The 15,550-nt window shown below is 69.5% G+C and carries 10 protein-coding genes; 3 read left to right on the top strand and 7 right to left on the bottom strand.

The annotated features are described in order from the left end of the window. Position 1 precedes the first annotated feature (1 nt). Positions 2-1,345 (top strand): DUF6986 family protein, encoded by a 1,344-nt coding sequence (locus I3V78_RS06650; protein WP_204485469.1) that lies wholly within the window; start codon positions 2-4, stop codon positions 1,343-1,345. A gap of 28 nt (positions 1,346-1,373) precedes the next feature. After that, positions 1,374-1,928: a glutathione peroxidase gene (locus I3V78_RS06645; RefSeq protein WP_204485468.1), complete on the top strand. Its 555-nt coding sequence runs from the start codon at positions 1,374-1,376 to the stop codon at positions 1,926-1,928. 19 nt (positions 1,929-1,947) lie between these two features. Here the strand turns inward: I3V78_RS06645 and I3V78_RS06640 are convergent, their stop codons facing one another. The 4 genes from I3V78_RS06640 to I3V78_RS06625 all read right to left on the bottom strand — a co-directional run bounded on the left by I3V78_RS06640 (position 1,948) and on the right by I3V78_RS06625 (position 10,257). Further along, positions 1,948-7,299 carry a trifunctional serine/threonine-protein kinase/ATP-binding protein/sensor histidine kinase gene (locus I3V78_RS06640; RefSeq protein ID WP_204485467.1) on the bottom strand — a complete coding sequence of 1,784 codons (5,352 nt, stop codon included), beginning with the start codon at positions 7,297-7,299 and terminating at the stop codon, positions 1,948-1,950. Between the two features lie 3 nt (positions 7,300-7,302). After that, positions 7,303-7,992, bottom strand: coding sequence for a transmembrane-type terpene cyclase (locus I3V78_RS06635; protein ID WP_204485466.1), 690 nt, complete (start codon positions 7,990-7,992; stop codon positions 7,303-7,305). A gap of 37 nt (positions 7,993-8,029) precedes the next feature. Continuing rightward, a complete protein-coding gene (locus I3V78_RS06630; protein ID WP_204485465.1) occupies positions 8,030-9,166 on the bottom strand; it encodes an oxygenase MpaB family protein in 1,137 nt (378 codons plus the stop codon). 182 nt (positions 9,167-9,348) lie between these two features. Next, positions 9,349-10,257: a LysR family transcriptional regulator gene (locus I3V78_RS06625; protein WP_204485464.1), complete on the bottom strand. Its 909-nt coding sequence runs from the start codon at positions 10,255-10,257 to the stop codon at positions 9,349-9,351. A gap of 130 nt (positions 10,258-10,387) precedes the next feature. On the opposite strand from I3V78_RS06625, the gene I3V78_RS06620 reads away from it, so the two are divergent. Further along, positions 10,388-11,179 carry an SDR family NAD(P)-dependent oxidoreductase gene (locus I3V78_RS06620; protein WP_204485463.1) on the top strand — a complete coding sequence of 264 codons (792 nt, stop codon included), beginning with the start codon at positions 10,388-10,390 and terminating at the stop codon, positions 11,177-11,179. 3 nt (positions 11,180-11,182) lie between these two features. Here the strand turns inward: I3V78_RS06620 and I3V78_RS06615 are convergent, their stop codons facing one another. From I3V78_RS06615 to I3V78_RS06605, 3 genes are all read right to left on the bottom strand, one after another. Next, positions 11,183-13,603 (bottom strand): sensor histidine kinase, encoded by a 2,421-nt coding sequence (locus I3V78_RS06615; RefSeq protein WP_204485462.1) that lies wholly within the window; start codon positions 13,601-13,603, stop codon positions 11,183-11,185. Between the two features lie 85 nt (positions 13,604-13,688). Next, a complete protein-coding gene (locus tag I3V78_RS06610) occupies positions 13,689-14,243 on the bottom strand; it encodes a response regulator transcription factor (protein WP_204485461.1) in 555 nt (184 codons plus the stop codon). Further along, complete coding sequence (locus tag I3V78_RS06605; RefSeq protein ID WP_204485460.1) at positions 14,240-15,538, bottom strand: ATP-binding protein; 1,299 nt, start codon at positions 15,536-15,538, stop codon at positions 14,240-14,242. Before I3V78_RS06605 ends, I3V78_RS06610 begins: the two co-directional genes overlap by 4 nt. Positions 15,539-15,550 lie beyond the last annotated feature (12 nt).

Below are 15,550 nucleotides of genomic sequence, written 5' to 3'. Positions count from 1 at the left end.
CATGACGAGCCCCGCCTTCGGCCCCACGCACCTCGCCACCGTCCGGGCGACCCTGGAGCATGCCCACCGGGAGCTCGCCCGGCACACGCCCCACACCGTGCCGGGCCGCCAGCCCGTGCACACGCTGTACGGCGGGGCCCACCTGTTCAAGGCGGACACGGCGCGCAAGATGGGCCAGCGCGCCCTGGAGGCCATGAGCACGTACGCGCCGGATCCGCACGCGCTCGCCCAGTGCCTGGAACTGGACGAGGCCCTCGCCGCGCGGGTCCACGCCCGGGTCGTCGCCAAGCTGCGGCACGAGCCCGTGGAGGACCTCCGCATCGACTTCGAGGACGGCTATGGCCCTCGGACGGACGCGGAGGAGGACTCCCACGCCGAGGCCGCCGCGCGCGAGGTGGCCCGGGGACTGTCCGACGGCGGCCTGCCGCCCTTCCTCGGCATCCGCGTGAAGCCCCTGCACCCGGCGCGCTTCGAGCGGAGCACCCGCACCCTGGACCGGTTCTTCACCACGCTCATCGCCACCACCGGGGGCCGGCTGCCCCAGCCCTTCATCGTCACCCTGCCCAAGGTGACCACGCCCGAGGAGCCCGCCGCCCTGGCGCACCTGCTCGAGCTCGTGGAGACGCACCACGGCCTGCGCCCGGGCAGCATCCAGGTGGAGCTGATGGTGGAGTCGTCCCACGCGCTGTACGGCCCGGACGGACGGCTGGTGCTGCCCGCGCTGGTGGAGGCGGCCCGGGGCCGGTGCGTGGGCGTGCACCTGGGCCCCTACGACTACACGGCCAGCATGGACATCACCGCCGAGCACCAGCGGCTCACCCACCCGGCGTGCGACTTCGCCCGGGACGTGATGCAGGTGGCGCTTGCGGGCCGGGGCCTGGCGCTGGTGGACGGCCCCACGAGCCTCTTGCCCGTGGGCCCCCACAAGCCGGGCGAGGCGCCCCTCACGGAGGCCCAGCGCGAGAAGAACCGCCAGGCCGTGCACCGCGCGTGGCGGCTGATGCACGCCAACGTCCGCCATGCGCTCGCGCGGGGCTTCTACCAGGGGTGGGACCTGCACCCGGCCCAGCTCCCCATCCGCTACGCGAGCGTGTACGCCTTCTTCCTGGAGGGCCTGGAGGCCGCCACGCTGCGGCTCAAGTCCTTCGTGGCCCAGGCGGCCCAGGCCACGCGCCTGGGCGGAGTGTTCGATGACGCCGCCACGGGACAGGGGCTGCTCAATTCCTTCCTGCGCGGGCTCGCGTGTGGCGCTATCACTGCCGAGGAGGTCCGCGCCACGGACCTGACGGTGGCGGAGCTGCACGAGCGCTCCTTCACCCGCATCATCGAGCAGCGCCGCGGTTGACCCCTTTCCCCTCCCCTGGAGAACCCCCATGGACAAGAACATCGAGAACCTGCCGCTCAAGCGCATCGACGGCTCGGAGACCACGCTGGGCGCCTGGAAGGGCAAGGTGCTCCTGCTCGTCAACGTGGCGTCCAAGTGCGGCCTGACGCCCCAGTACGAGGGCCTGGAGAAGCTGCACGAGCAGTACCAGGGCCAGGGGCTGGTGGTGATGGGCTTTCCCGCCAACGAGTTCGGCGCGCAGGAGCCGGGCAGCGACGCGGAGATCCAGGAGTTCTGCCGCTCGAACTTCGGGGTGGCCTTCCCCATGTTCTCCAAGATTGTCGTGAAGGGCCCGGGCCAGCACCCGCTCTACCACTACCTGACGCACACCCGGCCGGACGCGTGGTTCCCCGAGCACAGCCAGTTCCGCGCGCGCATGGAGAAGTACGGCATGAAGCGCGAGGCGATGCACGAGGTGCACTGGAACTTCGAGAAGTTCCTGGTGAGCCGCGAGGGCGAGGTGGTGGGCCGCTTCTCGCCGGACACCACGCCCGAGGATCCCACTTTCAAGCAGGCCCTCGAGGCGGAGCTGGCCAAGGCCTGAGCGCGCGGACCGCGCTCCCTCAAGCGGCGGGCGTCGGCAGCGTGATGAGGAACTCGGTGAACTGACCGGGCACCGAGGCGACGCGCAGCTCGCCCTGGTGGCGCTTCACGATGTCGTAGCTGATGGAGAGGCCGAGCCCCGTGCCCTCGCCCGGCGATTTGGTCGTGAAGAAGGGATTGAAGATCCGCTCCACGATGTCCGCGGGGATGCCGGTGCCATTGTCGCGGATGCGCACCAGGACGCGCCCGTCCACCCGCTGCGTGCGCACGGTGAGTTCCGGACGGTAGCCCGGCTCCCCGGTGTGGTGCCGCGCGGCCATCGCGTAGAGCGCGTTGTCGACGAGGTTGATGAACACCCGTGTGAGCTCGCTGACGACGAACATCTGCATCCCCACCGCCGGGTCATAGTCCTCGGTGAGCGTCAGGTCGAGGCCCGGCCTCCGGTCGCGCAGGTCGAGGGTCGTGAGCTTCACCGTCTCCGCCACCAACGCGTTCAGGTCGGCATGGGCGCGGTCACCCCCCGCGCCCCAGGAGTGCTGCAGCATGGTGGTGATGATGCCGTCGGCGCGCTGACCATGGACGCGGATGGCAGTGGCGTTCTTGCACAGATTTGCGAGGGCGCTCCGCGCCTCGTCGCCGAGCTGCGCGCGCACCGGCTCGAGTTCCTGGGCGAGCTCGTCCGCGAGCTCCGTCGAGAGTTCGGCGAAGTTGTTGATGAAGTTCAGCGGGTTCTTCAGCTCGTGGGCGATGCCGGCCATGAGCGCGCCCAGCGACGCGAGCTTCTCCTGCGCGACAAGCTGCGCCTGGGTCTCTCGCAAGCGCGCGAGCGTGGCGCCAAGCTCGGCGTTCTTGGCCGAGAGCTCGGCGGTGCGGGCGGTGACCTTCGTCTCCAGGGTCTGGCTGTGCTCAGCGAGGTCCTGGTACAGGAGCGCGTTCTCGATGGAGATGGCCGCTTGGGACGAGAGCATTTGGAGCACTTCAAGGCGCGCGGGGGTGAAGGCGCCCGGCACCGCGTTGTTCTCCAGATAGAGCACGCCCACAAGCGTGCCCTGCTTGAGCAGCGGCGCACACAAGAGGGACCGGGGCCGTCGGCGCCGCACGTAGGGGTCCTCGGTGAAAGAACCCTCGGCGGCGGCGTCCGCGAGGACCACCGGCGCGCGCGCGCGGGCCACGTAGTGCAGGATGGCGGTCGAGAGTTCCTCCTGCGTGTCGAGCGGCGTCTGGGGCTGGATGGTCACCGTGTCGCCGTCGATCGCGGCCTCGATGACCAGCGCGTGGGCCTTGGGCAGGAGGAGAAAGGCCCGCTCGGCGCCCGCGCTCTCCACGACCAGCCGCATGAGGTTCTGGAGGAGGTTGCCAAGCTGGATCTCACCGGAGATGGCCTGCGCGGCCCGGGTGACCGCGGCGAGGTCAAGCGCCTCCGTGGAGGCGAGGTGCGCCTGGGCGCTCGGATCGCGCCGCACCGTCGCACCCGAGGACTCCGCCGGAAAGACGGCAGGGTGAGCGATTTCGAGTGCCCGCACTTTCGCCCGTGCGCCCCAGCGCGCGTAGCCGTCACGCGCGCTGTGCAGGTGGTCGGCGGCGATGCGCTCACGTCCAGCGGCGAGGTGAAAGCGACCCGCGAGTTCGTGGGCGAGCGCCTCAATGTGAGGGAAGCCCGCCGCGCGCGCGGAGCGCTGGGCGCGCTCGTACATCGTGGCGGCCCGATCCGGCTTGCCGAGCGCGCGCGCCAGCTCCGCTTCGACGAGTTCCTGCTTGTGGAGGAAGTTCTCGGGGCAGCCCTTCACCCAGCCACGCAGCTTGAAGAGGTGCTTTTCAATGGCGATGCGCAGCTCGACACGCTCGGTGCCACGCGCGTCGACGAGGAGCCCGGCGCGCGTGAGGGCCGCGTAGAAGTGATAATCCGCAACGACGTACTGGCCGAGAACGCCACCCTGGGTCTCGACGGCGTCATGAGCGGAGGCAAGCGCGCCTTCGCGGTCATCAGCCAGGTAGCACGCCTGCAACTTCAAGAGCGGGTAGAAGGCGCGCAAAACGCTGTTATGGGGCGCTTCGCGGTTGATGCGGTAGGCATCTTCGTCGAAGCCGTCTCCCTCGAAGCGCGTTGACATTGGAGACTCGCCCATCAAGCACCGCAAGAAGCCGATGTACGCGGCCAGGGTGAGGGCATACTCGTTCCACCCCCACCGGCGCACGGTGTTCATCCAATCACCGATGACTTTGCGGAGTTCTTCGAGTGAGTCTCCGAGCGAGAAGCGGATGCTGGTGAGAAACTGGTAGCACCAGGTCGCGTAGGACTGATCGCCCACGTCCAGGCAGTTGCGACAGGCGGCGTTCAGGAGCGTGACGTTCTCACGAAGCGGCGCGCGCCAGTGGTGCAGCGTAGCCGCAGCCGAGAACTGCGCGCGCCCCAAAGCCAGGGTACTGCCCATCGACTCGGCGAGACGAATGCTCGCCTGTCCAAGCTCATAGCCATCCTCGTAGGCGCCAAATCCCTCGACAAGAAGAAGGCCGAAGGGCCCGTAGAGGCCGCAGCTGTCCACCGAGTTGCCGTGCCGAAGAGTGATCCCCATGCCCTTCAAGATCACGAGCGCGAGCAGGTTCTGGCTGGAGTAGTAGGCAGGGGTGCTCATTGTGAGCATCACGCGCAGCGTGAGCGCCGACTCGGGCCGAGTGATGGTACCGAGTTCGGGCAACTCCTGGATGCGCGTCTTGCGCATCAGCCACCGGACCTTCAGCATCTCCGCGGAGACAGCCGCCATCGTGGGCTTCGGAACGAGGTGCACGCCGAGGAACTTGAGCGCCGCGAGCCCCGCGCTGACCGCCTGCTCCATCTGGCCGTGACGCACATGCATCCGGAGTTTGGCATCGTAGACACGTGCGCGCTCCAGGGGCAGGCGCACATGTGCGAGGAGTTCATCGAAGTCGCATTCAGCCTGGGCGAACTGGGCGGTCAGGGCGCCGCACTCGCCCCGCTCTTGGAGGAGCACCGCCGCGAGCTCGGGATGTTCCCAGCGCCGCGCACCGAGCAGTTCGAGACCGACGTCCAGATAGCGGTATGCCGGCGCGAAGGCGACCGAGGCCTTGGCCTTGAGTCCCGCGTGCAGGTTGAGGCGCACGAGGCCAAGGCGCTCTTCTGAGTCGATGATGAGCGCCCGGCCTCGGTCGAGGTGGTCCACGACGTCGAAAAGTCGCTCGCCGAACGCGTCATCGGCCTGTCCACCACGCAGTCGCCGCCCGATGCGCAGGTGAGTGGCCGCGCGAGCTTCCTCGGGGATGAGCGAGTAGGCCGCCTGCTGGACACGGTCATGCAGGAACTGGTACCGCGCGGCCCCCAGGTTGGCGCCCTCAGAAACGGAGGGGAAGGAATTACCCACGGACTGCAGGAGACCCGCCTCCACCGCCTCCCGGAGCGCCGGGAGCAGTTCGGCCGGAAGCCGGGAACAGGCGATGCCGAGCGTCTCCAGGTCGAACGTGTTGTCGATGCACGCGGCTTGCTTGAGCACCTCACGTGTCGCCTCTGAGAGGCGGGCCATTCTGCGGCACACCAGGTCGACCACATTGTCGGTCACCTGCATGGCACCGATGGCGGCAAGGTCCCACCGGAAGCGGCCCGCGACGGCGTCGAAGGTGAGCGCACCCTCCTGATGCAGCGTCTTCAGGAACTCGATGACGAAGAAGGGATTGCCGCCCGTCTTCGCCTGTGCCAACTCGGCCAGCTCGGCGCACTGCTCGGGGACCGCGTGGACCGTGTCGGCGACGAGCCGCGTCACCGGCGCCATATCAAGCGGCGCGAGTTCCACCCGCAGAAGCGGGACGCCCGCGTCGCGGAACGTCTCGAACACGCCCGCCAGTGGGTGAGCGGCGTCGACCTCATTGTCGCGGAAAGCCGCGACAAGGAGCAGGTTATGGGTGTGGCGCTGCGCGATGAACTGCTCGAGGAAGTCGAGCGACGCCGCATCGGCCCATTGCAGATCGTCCAAGAAGAGCGCGAGCGGGCGCCCGGGACGGCAGAACGCGCCAATGAATGCTCCGAGCACGCGGTTGAAACGGTTTTGCGCCTCCACGGGGGGCTGGTTCTGGACGGGAGGCTGCAGCCCGAGGAGTGCTTCCACCTCCGGCGCGATGTCCGTCAGCAAGCGTCCACTGTCGCCGATCGCGTCGTGCAGGCATGCGCGCCATGCAGCGAGCGCATCCTCGTGCTCCGTGAGCACCTGTCGGGTGAGGTCTCGGAGCGCCTCGAGGAGCGCCGAGTACGGGGTGCCACGACGGAGCTGATCGAACTTGCCACTAACGAAATAGCCGCCCCGCGCCGCGACAGGCCGACGCAGTTCGCGCACCAGCGCCGACTTGCCGATTCCCGCATACCCCGCGACAGAGACGACCTCGGTGGTCCCCGACCCCACGCGCTCGCACGCGGCGAGCAACACCTCCACTTCGCGCTCCCGGCCATAGAGCCGCTGTGGGATGTGGAAGCGCGCCACGACATCCTGGAGGCCTGGGGTGAAGTCACGGAGGGGCTCGCCCCCCGTGAGCGCCGCGAGGCAGGAGGAGAGGTCCGCGCGCAGGCCGAGGTGACTCTGGTAGCGCTCCTCGGCGTCCTTGGCGAGCAGCTTGAGCACGACGCTGGACAGGGCGAGCGGCACGCTCTGCGCCACCTCGTGCGGGGGCCGCGGACGGCGCGCAAAGTGCGCATGCACGAGTTCCAACGGATCCCGCGCGACGAATGGCGGCTCGCCGACGAAGAGCTCGTAGAGGAGCACTCCCAGCGAGTAGAAGTCGCTGCGATGGTCGACGCTCCGGTTCATCCTGCCGGTCTGCTCCGGCGCGATGTAGGTGAGCGTACCCCTCAACCCGGTCGCGTCCGGCGAGGGAGTCTCTTGCGACAGGCGCAAAGCGGCGCCAAAGCCCACGAGCTTCACCGCCGAGGTCGCGGGCGCGACGAGCACGTGGCGCGGCTCCAGGCGACAATGGATGAATCCCCGCGCATGGATGGCGGCGAGTGCGTCCACCAAGGAGAGCGCGACACGGAGGAGCGCGGCGAGGTCCGCGCTGGCCGTCCTCGCGAAGGCGTGGAGCGGCACTCCTTCAACGGACCCGTAGAGGATGGCCCGTCCACCCGCCAGGCGCTCGAGTGGCTGGAGGACGTGCTGACCCGCGAGGATGCACGAAAGCTCGAAGTCGTATTGGAGGCGCTCGCGCTCTTCCTCCGAGGGCGACTCGGCGCACAGCACTTGGAGCAGCGCGGGCGTGTCAGAACCCTGCCGGCGGGCGCGCAGCAGCGCGCTCGATTCATCTCCGGACAGGTACTCCAACGCGACAAACCCGGCCGATGTCAGCGTGTCCCAGTTGGAGAGTGCCCTTTGAGCCATGGCCTACGTCGCTGTCTCCGCACCGAGCGCCACACTGGGGACGCGCATCCGTCTCCACAGGGCGTAGATGTACAGGCAGTCGATGCTGGTGGTGAGGATCGAGATGAAATGGAGGAAGTAGTTGTGCGCGTAGGCGGCGTGGATGTTCATGAAGACGGTGTTCATCCCCGTCCCGATCATCTTGCAAAACGCCACGGTGAGGGAGTACCCCGCGACGCTCTCGCGCCGGAGCATGACCAACAGGTACGTAACGGAGAGCGCGAGATTGTTGAGGTACGCCGAGGTCGCACCGATGGGGGTGTCGAGCCCTGACTTCACCATGCAGTAGACCCCCACGGCCCAGGCGACCGCAGTGGCCAGCATGACGGGGACGTAATACCTGCGCACCGCCGCCGTCTGGACCTGGTCCTTTCCGAAGCGGACCACCCTGGAGAAGATGTAGAGGTCGAGCAAGAACCAGATCCGGTAACACCACTGCAAGAGCAAGCCCATGTCGGTCTTGCAGAGCATTCCCCAGGTGAATTCCCAACCGAAGTTCGCGCAGGTACCGAAGAGGGGTGCCTCGGCGAACTTCAGGCGCGCGAGGTTTCGGATGTAGATGATGTAGACGACCACCCAGAGGGAGCAGCCTCCGACGAAGAAGAACAACTCGGTGGGGGTGTAGTCCTTGAGATTGAGGATGTGCTCGAGCATGGCAGGTATCTCTGTTGGAACGCGGTCCGTGTCCGCCCTACGCCTTGGCCAGGACGGCCGCGGCGTTGACCAGCGAGCGCAGATTGTCCAGGTCCATGGGCATCCAGAAGCTTGGGCGGCCGCTGTAGTTGTCGCTGATGAGCTTCTGGACGATGTCCTCGGCGAGTTGCTCGTGCACGATGCGGTCGAGCTGGCCGAGCACGATGAGGTGCCGAAGGGGATTCGGCGGGAGCCGGTGCAGGAGGAGCTTGAGCACTTCGTGTCCCTCAACCATGGGGTAGGTCAGGCGCTCGCAGCGCTCGGGTCCCATGAGGTGGTTGAGGTACATGAGCGGGACGATGTCGTTGCCCAGCAGGTGGCCCCAGGCGCCCATCAGCCGCGTGAACATGTCCAGGTGCGCTCGAGCGAGTTCGACACCGTCCGGATTCTGCTCCGGCGGGGCGGCATGGCGCCGCTCATAGGCCTCGAAGAAGGCCTCGGCGTCCTCGACGTCCGTGGGCAGGTACTCCGGCTTGATGCCCATGACGAGGCCGTACTGGTTCCAGAGGTAGAGGTAGTCCTCCTCCTCCTGAGAACTGAGCCCAGCGCCGAGTTGGCGGAAGCCCTGAATGACCAGCAGGGAGAAGCCCATCAGCGTCGCCAGGAGATCCTCCTGATTCACGGCGACGCCGTAGCGAGGGCGGTAGTCCGGTATGACCTGGTCCGCGATACGACGCAGGCCCGCGTGCAGCAGACGCACCTTCTGCGCGGTGATGACGGCGGCGCCTTTGGGCTTGAAGCTCCCCGGTGAGCAGACATTGAGCAGGAGTTGGGCCACGCCGAGCAGCCGGTGGAAGGGGCGCTTCTTGAGCGCCTCCGACATCATCAGTACCTGGGTGAGGCACGGCATGCAGTAGCCGGTGGGCAGGCCCTTCGTCAGCAGGATGATGACGCCCACCTGGCCGCGGCGCATGAACGCGTCCTGGCCCCGCTGGAGGCGCGCCAGCACGGAAGGGTCCTGCGGCACGTCATGGGTCTCGTCGAAGTACTGATTGAAGGGCGCGAAGGTCGTGGCCGGGGGGACTTCCTGATTGTTGGCCAGCGTCCTGAAGAGCTGGTTGAGCTCCTGCCCCTCGGTATTCTCGAGGATCTGGGCGTAGACTGCGTCGGCGTGAGGGTCCCCCTCTGTCCTCATCTGGTCGAGAAGCCCATCTGTCCAGCGTGTGTTCATCATGCAACAAAGAACACCATTTTCTTCAGGGAAAGGTCAAATTTATGCCCATGGCATAATCACGGCGCGGTGGCGTGTAGCCAGGACAAGGCACACGCCCAGGACTTCACGCCCCGTCACGCTCGCTTTTCCAGCTTCCTGACAGGCTAGGGCAGCGGCGAGGCCTTCATCGCGTCCACCATGTGGCGGATGAAGGCGCGCACGCGGTGGGGCACCTGACCGCCGCCCACATGCACGGCGTGGATCTGCTCCACGTCCCCCGGGTTGTACTTCTCCAGCACGGCGACGAGCCGACCCGCCTTGAGCTCCGCGGCCACGTGCCACATCGCCAGGCGGCCGATGCCCACGCCCTGCAACAGCAGGTGCTTCATCGTCTCGCCGTTGTTCACCTGCACGCCGCCCGAGACGACCCGCGGCGCGATGCCGCCCCCCTCCCGGAAGGGCCAGCCGCTGCGCGCGCGCCGGAAGTTGAACGTCAGGCAGTCGTGTTTCCCCAACTCGTCCGGCGTCCTCGGGGTGCCCCGGGCCTGGAGGTAGGCGGGCGAGGCACAGAGGACGCGCCGGCTCTGCCCGAGCTTGTGCGCGAGCAGCGCGCTGTCGGGCAGGTCTCCGGTGCGGATGGCCACGTCGGTCTTCTGCGCGAGCAGGTCCACCACGTCATCGGTCAAGCTCAGGTCGACGAGGACGTCGGGGTAGCGCGCGAGGAAGCCCGGCAGGGCGGGCACGACGTACTGGGAGCCGAACGGAATGGACGCGTTGACGTGCAGGCGGCCCCGGACCGCGCCGGCGGCGGCGGCCTGATCGGCGTCGTCCAGTTCCCGCAGGATGCGCTGGCCCGCCCGGTGGTAGGCCTCCCCTTCCTCGGTGAGGCTCAGGGCGCGGGTCGTGCGCATGAAGAGGCGGGCCCCGAGCCGCTTCTCCAGCCGGGTGATGAGCTTGCTGACCGCCGAGGGAGTGAGGCCCACGCTCCGGGCCGCCGCGGAGAAGCCTCCCTCCTGGACCACCCGCAGGAAGACCTCCAGCTCACCCGAACGCTCCATGAGGATGCGTGTCATTCGTGAATCCCATTCACAAGGATTGCAACCATCCTGGGGATGTTCCGCCCGACGGGCAAGGGCTATTCCAGTCACGTCACGTCACGGCACGGCGGACGCCGCCCCTTTCCCTCCCGAACGGAGAACGCACATGGACCTGCAACTGACCCAGAAGACCGCGCTCGTCACCAGCGCCACGGCGGGCATCGGCCTGGAGATCGCGCGCACGCTCGCGGTGGAGGGCGCCGAGGTGCTCATCACCGGCCGCGCGCGGGCCAAGCTCGACCAGGCGGTGGCGGACATCCGCGCCTCCGGAGGCCAGCGCATCCGGGGCGTGCTCGCGGACGCGGCGAGCGCCGAGGGCGCGGCCCTCATCCAGAAGGAAGTGGGCGCGGTCGACATCCTGGTGAACAACCTGGGCATCTACGAGAGCAAGCCCTTCGCCGAGATCTCGGATGAGGACTGGCTGTCCTTCTTCAAGGTCAACGTGATGAGCGGGGTGCGGCTGGCGCGCGCCTACTTCCCGGGCATGCTCCAGCGCGACTGGGGCCGCGTCATTTTCATCTCCAGCGAGTCGGCGCTCACCATCCCCTCGGACATGATCCACTACGCGACGACCAAGACGGCGCAGCTGTCCATCTCGCGAGGCCTGGCCAATCTGACCAAGGGCACGAAGGTGACGGTCAACTCGGTGCTGCCGGGCCCCACGCACTCCGAGGGCATCGTGGACTTCCTGCGCAGCGTGTCCAGCGAGCCCCAGGCCCCGGCCGAGAAGATCGTGGCCGAGTTCTTCGCCAAGCACCGCGCGTCCTCGCTCCTGCAGCGGATGATCGAGCCCCAGGAGATCGCGAGCCTGGTGGCCTACCTGGCCAGCCCCCTGGCCGCCGCGACGAACGGGGCGGTGCTCCGGGCCGAGGGCGGCCTCGTCACCACCCTCAGCTAAGGCTCAGGGCGACTTGCCGGGCGGGTGCCGGGGCAGACGGACGGTGAAGGTCGTCCCCTCCTCGTCCGTGGAGCGCACCTCGATGGCGCCGCCGTGGGCGTCCACGATGTGCTTCACGATGTAGAGCCCGAGCCCCACGCTGCGCGCGGCCGACGCGTTCTGGCCCTGGCCGCGCTGCAGGGGTTGGAAGAGCCGCGTCCGGAGCTCCGGGGCGATGGGCATGCCCTGGTTGTGCACCTCGAGCACCATGCCGTCCCCCTCGCCCCGCGTGCTCACCGAGACGGAGGAGGGCGCGGGGCTGTACTTCGCCGCGTTGGTCACCAGGTTGGTGAGCAGCTGGGAGATGCGATCGCCATCCCACTCGCCGCGCCCGTCCCCCCGCTGCTCCAGGCGGAAGTCCCGCTCGGGAAAGCCCATCTGCACCTCGTCGAGCGCCTGACGGGTGAGGACGTGGAAGTCCAGTGTCCGGACCTGGATGGGCAGCCCGCCCCCGAGCCGGGCCTGGGTGAAGTCGAGCAGGTCGCGCACCAGGCGCGTGGCGCGCTCGGAGACGGAGAGGATGCGCACCACGGCCCGCGTGGCCGCCGCGTCCAGCACCTCGCGCCGCAGCAGCGCCTGGGCCCCCAGGGAGATGGCGCCCAGGGGGTTGCGCAGGTCGTGGCTGACGATGCCGATGAGCTGCTTCTCGAAGTCCGAGCGCTGGCGCTGCGCCTCGGCCGCGCGCCGGGCCTCGGTCACGTCCCGGCCCACCGCGGACACCAATTCCTTGTTCGGCTCGGGCGTGACGTTCCAGGACAGCCAGCGGTAGGAGCCATCTACGTGCCGCAGGCGCACGTCCACGTTCATCACCGCCTCGCCCCGGCCCAGCGTGCGCATGTGCTCCGCGCACGTGTCCAGGCTCTCGGGGTGCAGGATGTCCTGGTAGCCCATGCGCAAGAGCTCCGCCTCGCTCCAGCCGAGCACCTGGCTCCACGCGGGGTTGACGCGCCGGAAGAGCCCGGTGAAGTCCACCTCGCACAGCAGATCCCTCGAGCGGTTGAAGATGCGGTCGCGCTCGGCCTCGGCGCGCTTCTGCTCGCTCACGTCGCGGATGAACACGGACAGCCCGCCGTCCGGCGTGGGAAAGCCCCGCGTCTCCGTCCAGATGTCGTGGCCGGCGAAGGCATCGAGGAAGCGCACGGGCACGCGCTCGCGCATGCTCCGCTGGTACTCCGACCAGAAGTTGAGCGGAGGCTGCTCCAGGCCCGGCCAGAGGTCCCACAGCCGCTGGCCCAGCATCCGCTCGCGGTCGAGCTTCGTGAGCCGCTCCAGGTTGGAGTTCACGTGCGTGAGCCGCCAGTCACGGTCCACCGCGAGGAAGGCATCGCCCAGGGACTCGAGGATGTCGGTGGCGCGCTGGTGGGCCGCGCTCCGGGCCTCCTCCGCCACGCACCGCGCGAGCACGGTGGACACCTGCCGGGCCATCAGCCGCAAGTAGTCCTGGTAGGCCGCGTCCAGGCGCAGCCGGGGCGAGGCGCCCAGCACGAGCACCCCCGAGCAACACGACCGCTCGCCATCCCGCAGCGGCAGCACCAGCGCCTCGCGCGGGGTCTCCGGCCAGGGGCCTCCGGGCAAGGGACCCAGCCGGGCCTCCAGGTTTTCCAGACGCACCTCGCCGCCCAGGAGGACATCGGCCAGGGGCCAGGGCTCTCCGGGGGGGGGCGCCTCCAGGGCGACCCGCGCGGGGCTCGCCCGCTCGCCGGGGCTCATCCCCACCGCCAGGGACAGCTCGGCGCTCCGGCCCGCGTCCTCCACGAGGTACAGCAGCGCGAAGGGCACGTCCAAGGGGTTGCGCCCGAGCACCTCGCCCACGCGGCCACGGGCCTCGCTCCAGGTGCGCACGCCCACGGTCTCCGCCGCCAGGTCCTTGAGGGCGCGCAGCCGCCGCTCGGCGAGCAGGGTCTCCGTGTTCTCCACCACGGTGACGAGCACGCCCTCCACCTGGCCGCTCTCGCCCCACAGGGGCGCGTAGGAGTCGGTGAAGTAGCTCTCCTCGAGGAAGCCGTGGCGGTGCAGGAACAGTTGCGTCTGCTGGTGCGTGGCGGAGATGCCCGTGGTGAGCACGCGATCGAAGCGGGGGCCCACCTGGGGCCAGATCTCCGCCCACGTCACGCGGCACGGCTGGGCCAGGTGATGCGGGTGCTTGTCCCCCATGAGCGGGACGTAGGCGTCGTTGTAGAGCTGGAGGAGGTCCGGGCCCCACAACAGGTTCATGGGGAAGTGATTGGCGAGCACCATGCCCACCACGGTGCGCAATTCCCGGGGCCAGGTGCTCACCGGGCCCAGGGGCGTGGCGGACCAGTCGTGGGCACGCATCCGGGCGCCCATCTCGCCGCCGCCCGGAAACATGCGCTCGACGGCCTGCCGTTCCCGCTCTTGCATCATGGTGCGCGCCACTCCTGGCAGCGGACGTATCAACCCCCCCCGCCGGGCACAACCTGTTCTCCCGACGTCCGTGGAGCGCCGGACGCTACTGGGCCGGTGGGTACTTCTGGAGTTTGCGCTGCAAGGACCGGCGGTGCAGGCCCAGGCGCCGGGCGGCCTCGGAGATGTTGCCCCCACAGTCGGTGAGCACGCGCTGGATGTGCTCCCACTCCGCGCGTGCGAGCGAGGGAGGCTGGAAGTCCTCGGTCACCTGGGAGGACTCGCCCGCCCCCCGCGAGAAGGCGAGCAGCAGATCATCCACGTCCGCGGGCTTGGGCAGGTAGTTGAAGGCGCCCAGCTTCACCGCCTCCACCGCCGTGGAGATGCTGCCGTAGCCGGTGAGGACGATGATGCGCGTGGAGCCGTCGAGCGCGTGCAGGTCCCGCACCAGCTCCAGGCCGCCGCGCCCGGGCATGCGCAGGTCCACCACCGCCATCTCCGGCGACTCGCGCGAGGCCAGGGCGAGGCCCTCCTCGTAGGAGCCGGCGGTGGTCACCTCGTAGCCCCGCTCGCGGAAGGCCCGGGCCAGGCGCTCGCGGAACACGCTCTCGTCGTCCACGAGCAGGAGCGTGGGCGCGGAGCCGGATAACGGGCTCGTCATGACGCCACTTGCACCCGGGAGCCCTCCGGAGACAACGTGGCGGATTGTCGCGGCCCTCCGGCCGGCCACGTCAGCACCACGCGCGTGCCCCGGCCCGGCCCGGAGTCGAGCACGAGCTGGCCCCCGAGCTGGTCGAGCAGCGCGCGGGTGAGGAACAGCCCCAGGCCCATGCCCTCGCCGGGCGCCTTGGTCGTGAAGAAGGGCTCGCCCGCGCGCGCGAGCACCTCGGGCGCCATGCCCGGGCCCGCGTCCTCCACCGTGAGCCGCCAGGCCTGGGGCTCGCGCACGAGCCCGAGCCGCACGGGCGCCTCCGCGGGCGAGGCCTGCAGGGCGTTCTTCACCACGCCCCGGATGACCTGGGTGAAGGCGTGCGCCGACACCAGCTCCCGCTCCTGCCGCGCGCGCGCGTCCACCTCCGGGCGCACCCGCTCGCCGCCGGGCAGCCCCTCCAGCGCGCGCGCCACCAGGTCCGCGGGGGCCAGCCACACCAGGGACTCGCCCTGGCTGGCGCCCGCGTCGGAGGCCATGCGCGCGAGGATGTCCCGGCAGCGCGCCACCTGCTCGCGGATGAGCCGCGCGTCCTCCAGGGACGAGGGATCCTGCCCCGCGCGCGCCAGCTGGCGCTCCAGCTCGCGCGCCACCACGGCGATGGTGGACAGGGGCGTGGACAGCTCGTGCGCGGCGCCCGCGGCCAGCGTGGCCAGGGCGGTGAGCTTGTCGTGCCGCGCCGCCGCCGCGCGCGCCTCCACCAGCTCCGCCTCGCGCGCCGCCAGCGCCCGCGTCACCCGCTGCACGAAGTAGACGATGAAGGCCGCGGCCAGCGCGAACGCCGCCCACATGCCCTCCAGGTGCATGCGCATGTCGTGGATGTGGTGGTGCGCCGGCGCGCCCACGAACAGCTCGCCGAAGCACCCGATGGCCAGCACCGTGAGCGCCCAGGACCCCCCCGCGCGCAACACCACCGCCGCGAGCGCGATGTGCACCAGGTACAGCGCACTGAAGGGGTTGGAGGCCCCGCCGCTCAGCTCCAGGAGCACCGTGAGCAGCCCCACGTCCAGCGCCATCACCGCCCAGGTGAGCGCCTCGGGGACGGGCCGCCCGCGCCGCCGCCGCATCCACGGCACGAGCAGCGCGTTGCTCACGGCCCCCACCGCCACGGTGGCGAACAGCGGCCCGAGCCGCAGGGAGAGCCCCAGCCCCAGGTGCACGCCGAGGATGACGGCCACCTGGCCCAGGAGCGCGCCCCAGCGCAGCCGCATGAGCCAGGACAGGTTGATGGCCTGGGCGTCCCGCATGGGAGGCACCGG

It is taken from the genome of Archangium primigenium (genome assembly GCF_016904885.1).
Lineage (GTDB): Bacteria > Myxococcota > Myxococcia > Myxococcales > Myxococcaceae > Cystobacter > Cystobacter primigenius.
The sequence above is the reverse complement of the archived record's forward strand: the minus strand, read 5'-3'. Positions and strand labels throughout refer to the sequence as shown.

Bases quoted from the DNA above. Each gene is read 5' to 3' on its own strand.
- I3V78_RS06650 (WP_204485469.1), top strand. From the start codon at position 2: ATGACGAGCCCCGCCTTCGGCCCCACGCACCTCGCCACCGTCCGGGCG.
- I3V78_RS06645 (WP_204485468.1), top strand. From the start codon at position 1,374: ATGGACAAGAACATCGAGAACCTGCCGCTCAAGCGCATCGACGGCTCG.
- I3V78_RS06640 (WP_204485467.1), bottom strand. From the start codon at position 7,299: ATGGCTCAAAGGGCACTCTCCAACTGGGACACGCTGACATCGGCCGGG.
- I3V78_RS06635 (WP_204485466.1), bottom strand. From the start codon at position 7,992: ATGCTCGAGCACATCCTCAATCTCAAGGACTACACCCCCACCGAGTTG.
- I3V78_RS06630 (WP_204485465.1), bottom strand. From the start codon at position 9,166: ATGAGGACAGAGGGGGACCCTCACGCCGACGCAGTCTACGCCCAGATC.
- I3V78_RS06625 (WP_204485464.1), bottom strand. From the start codon at position 10,257: ATGACACGCATCCTCATGGAGCGTTCGGGTGAGCTGGAGGTCTTCCTG.
- I3V78_RS06620 (WP_204485463.1), top strand. From the start codon at position 10,388: ATGGACCTGCAACTGACCCAGAAGACCGCGCTCGTCACCAGCGCCACG.
- I3V78_RS06615 (WP_204485462.1), bottom strand. From the start codon at position 13,603: ATGATGCAAGAGCGGGAACGGCAGGCCGTCGAGCGCATGTTTCCGGGC.
- I3V78_RS06610 (WP_204485461.1), bottom strand. From the start codon at position 14,243: ATGACGAGCCCGTTATCCGGCTCCGCGCCCACGCTCCTGCTCGTGGAC.
- I3V78_RS06605 (WP_204485460.1), bottom strand. From the start codon at position 15,538: ATGCGGGACGCCCAGGCCATCAACCTGTCCTGGCTCATGCGGCTGCGC.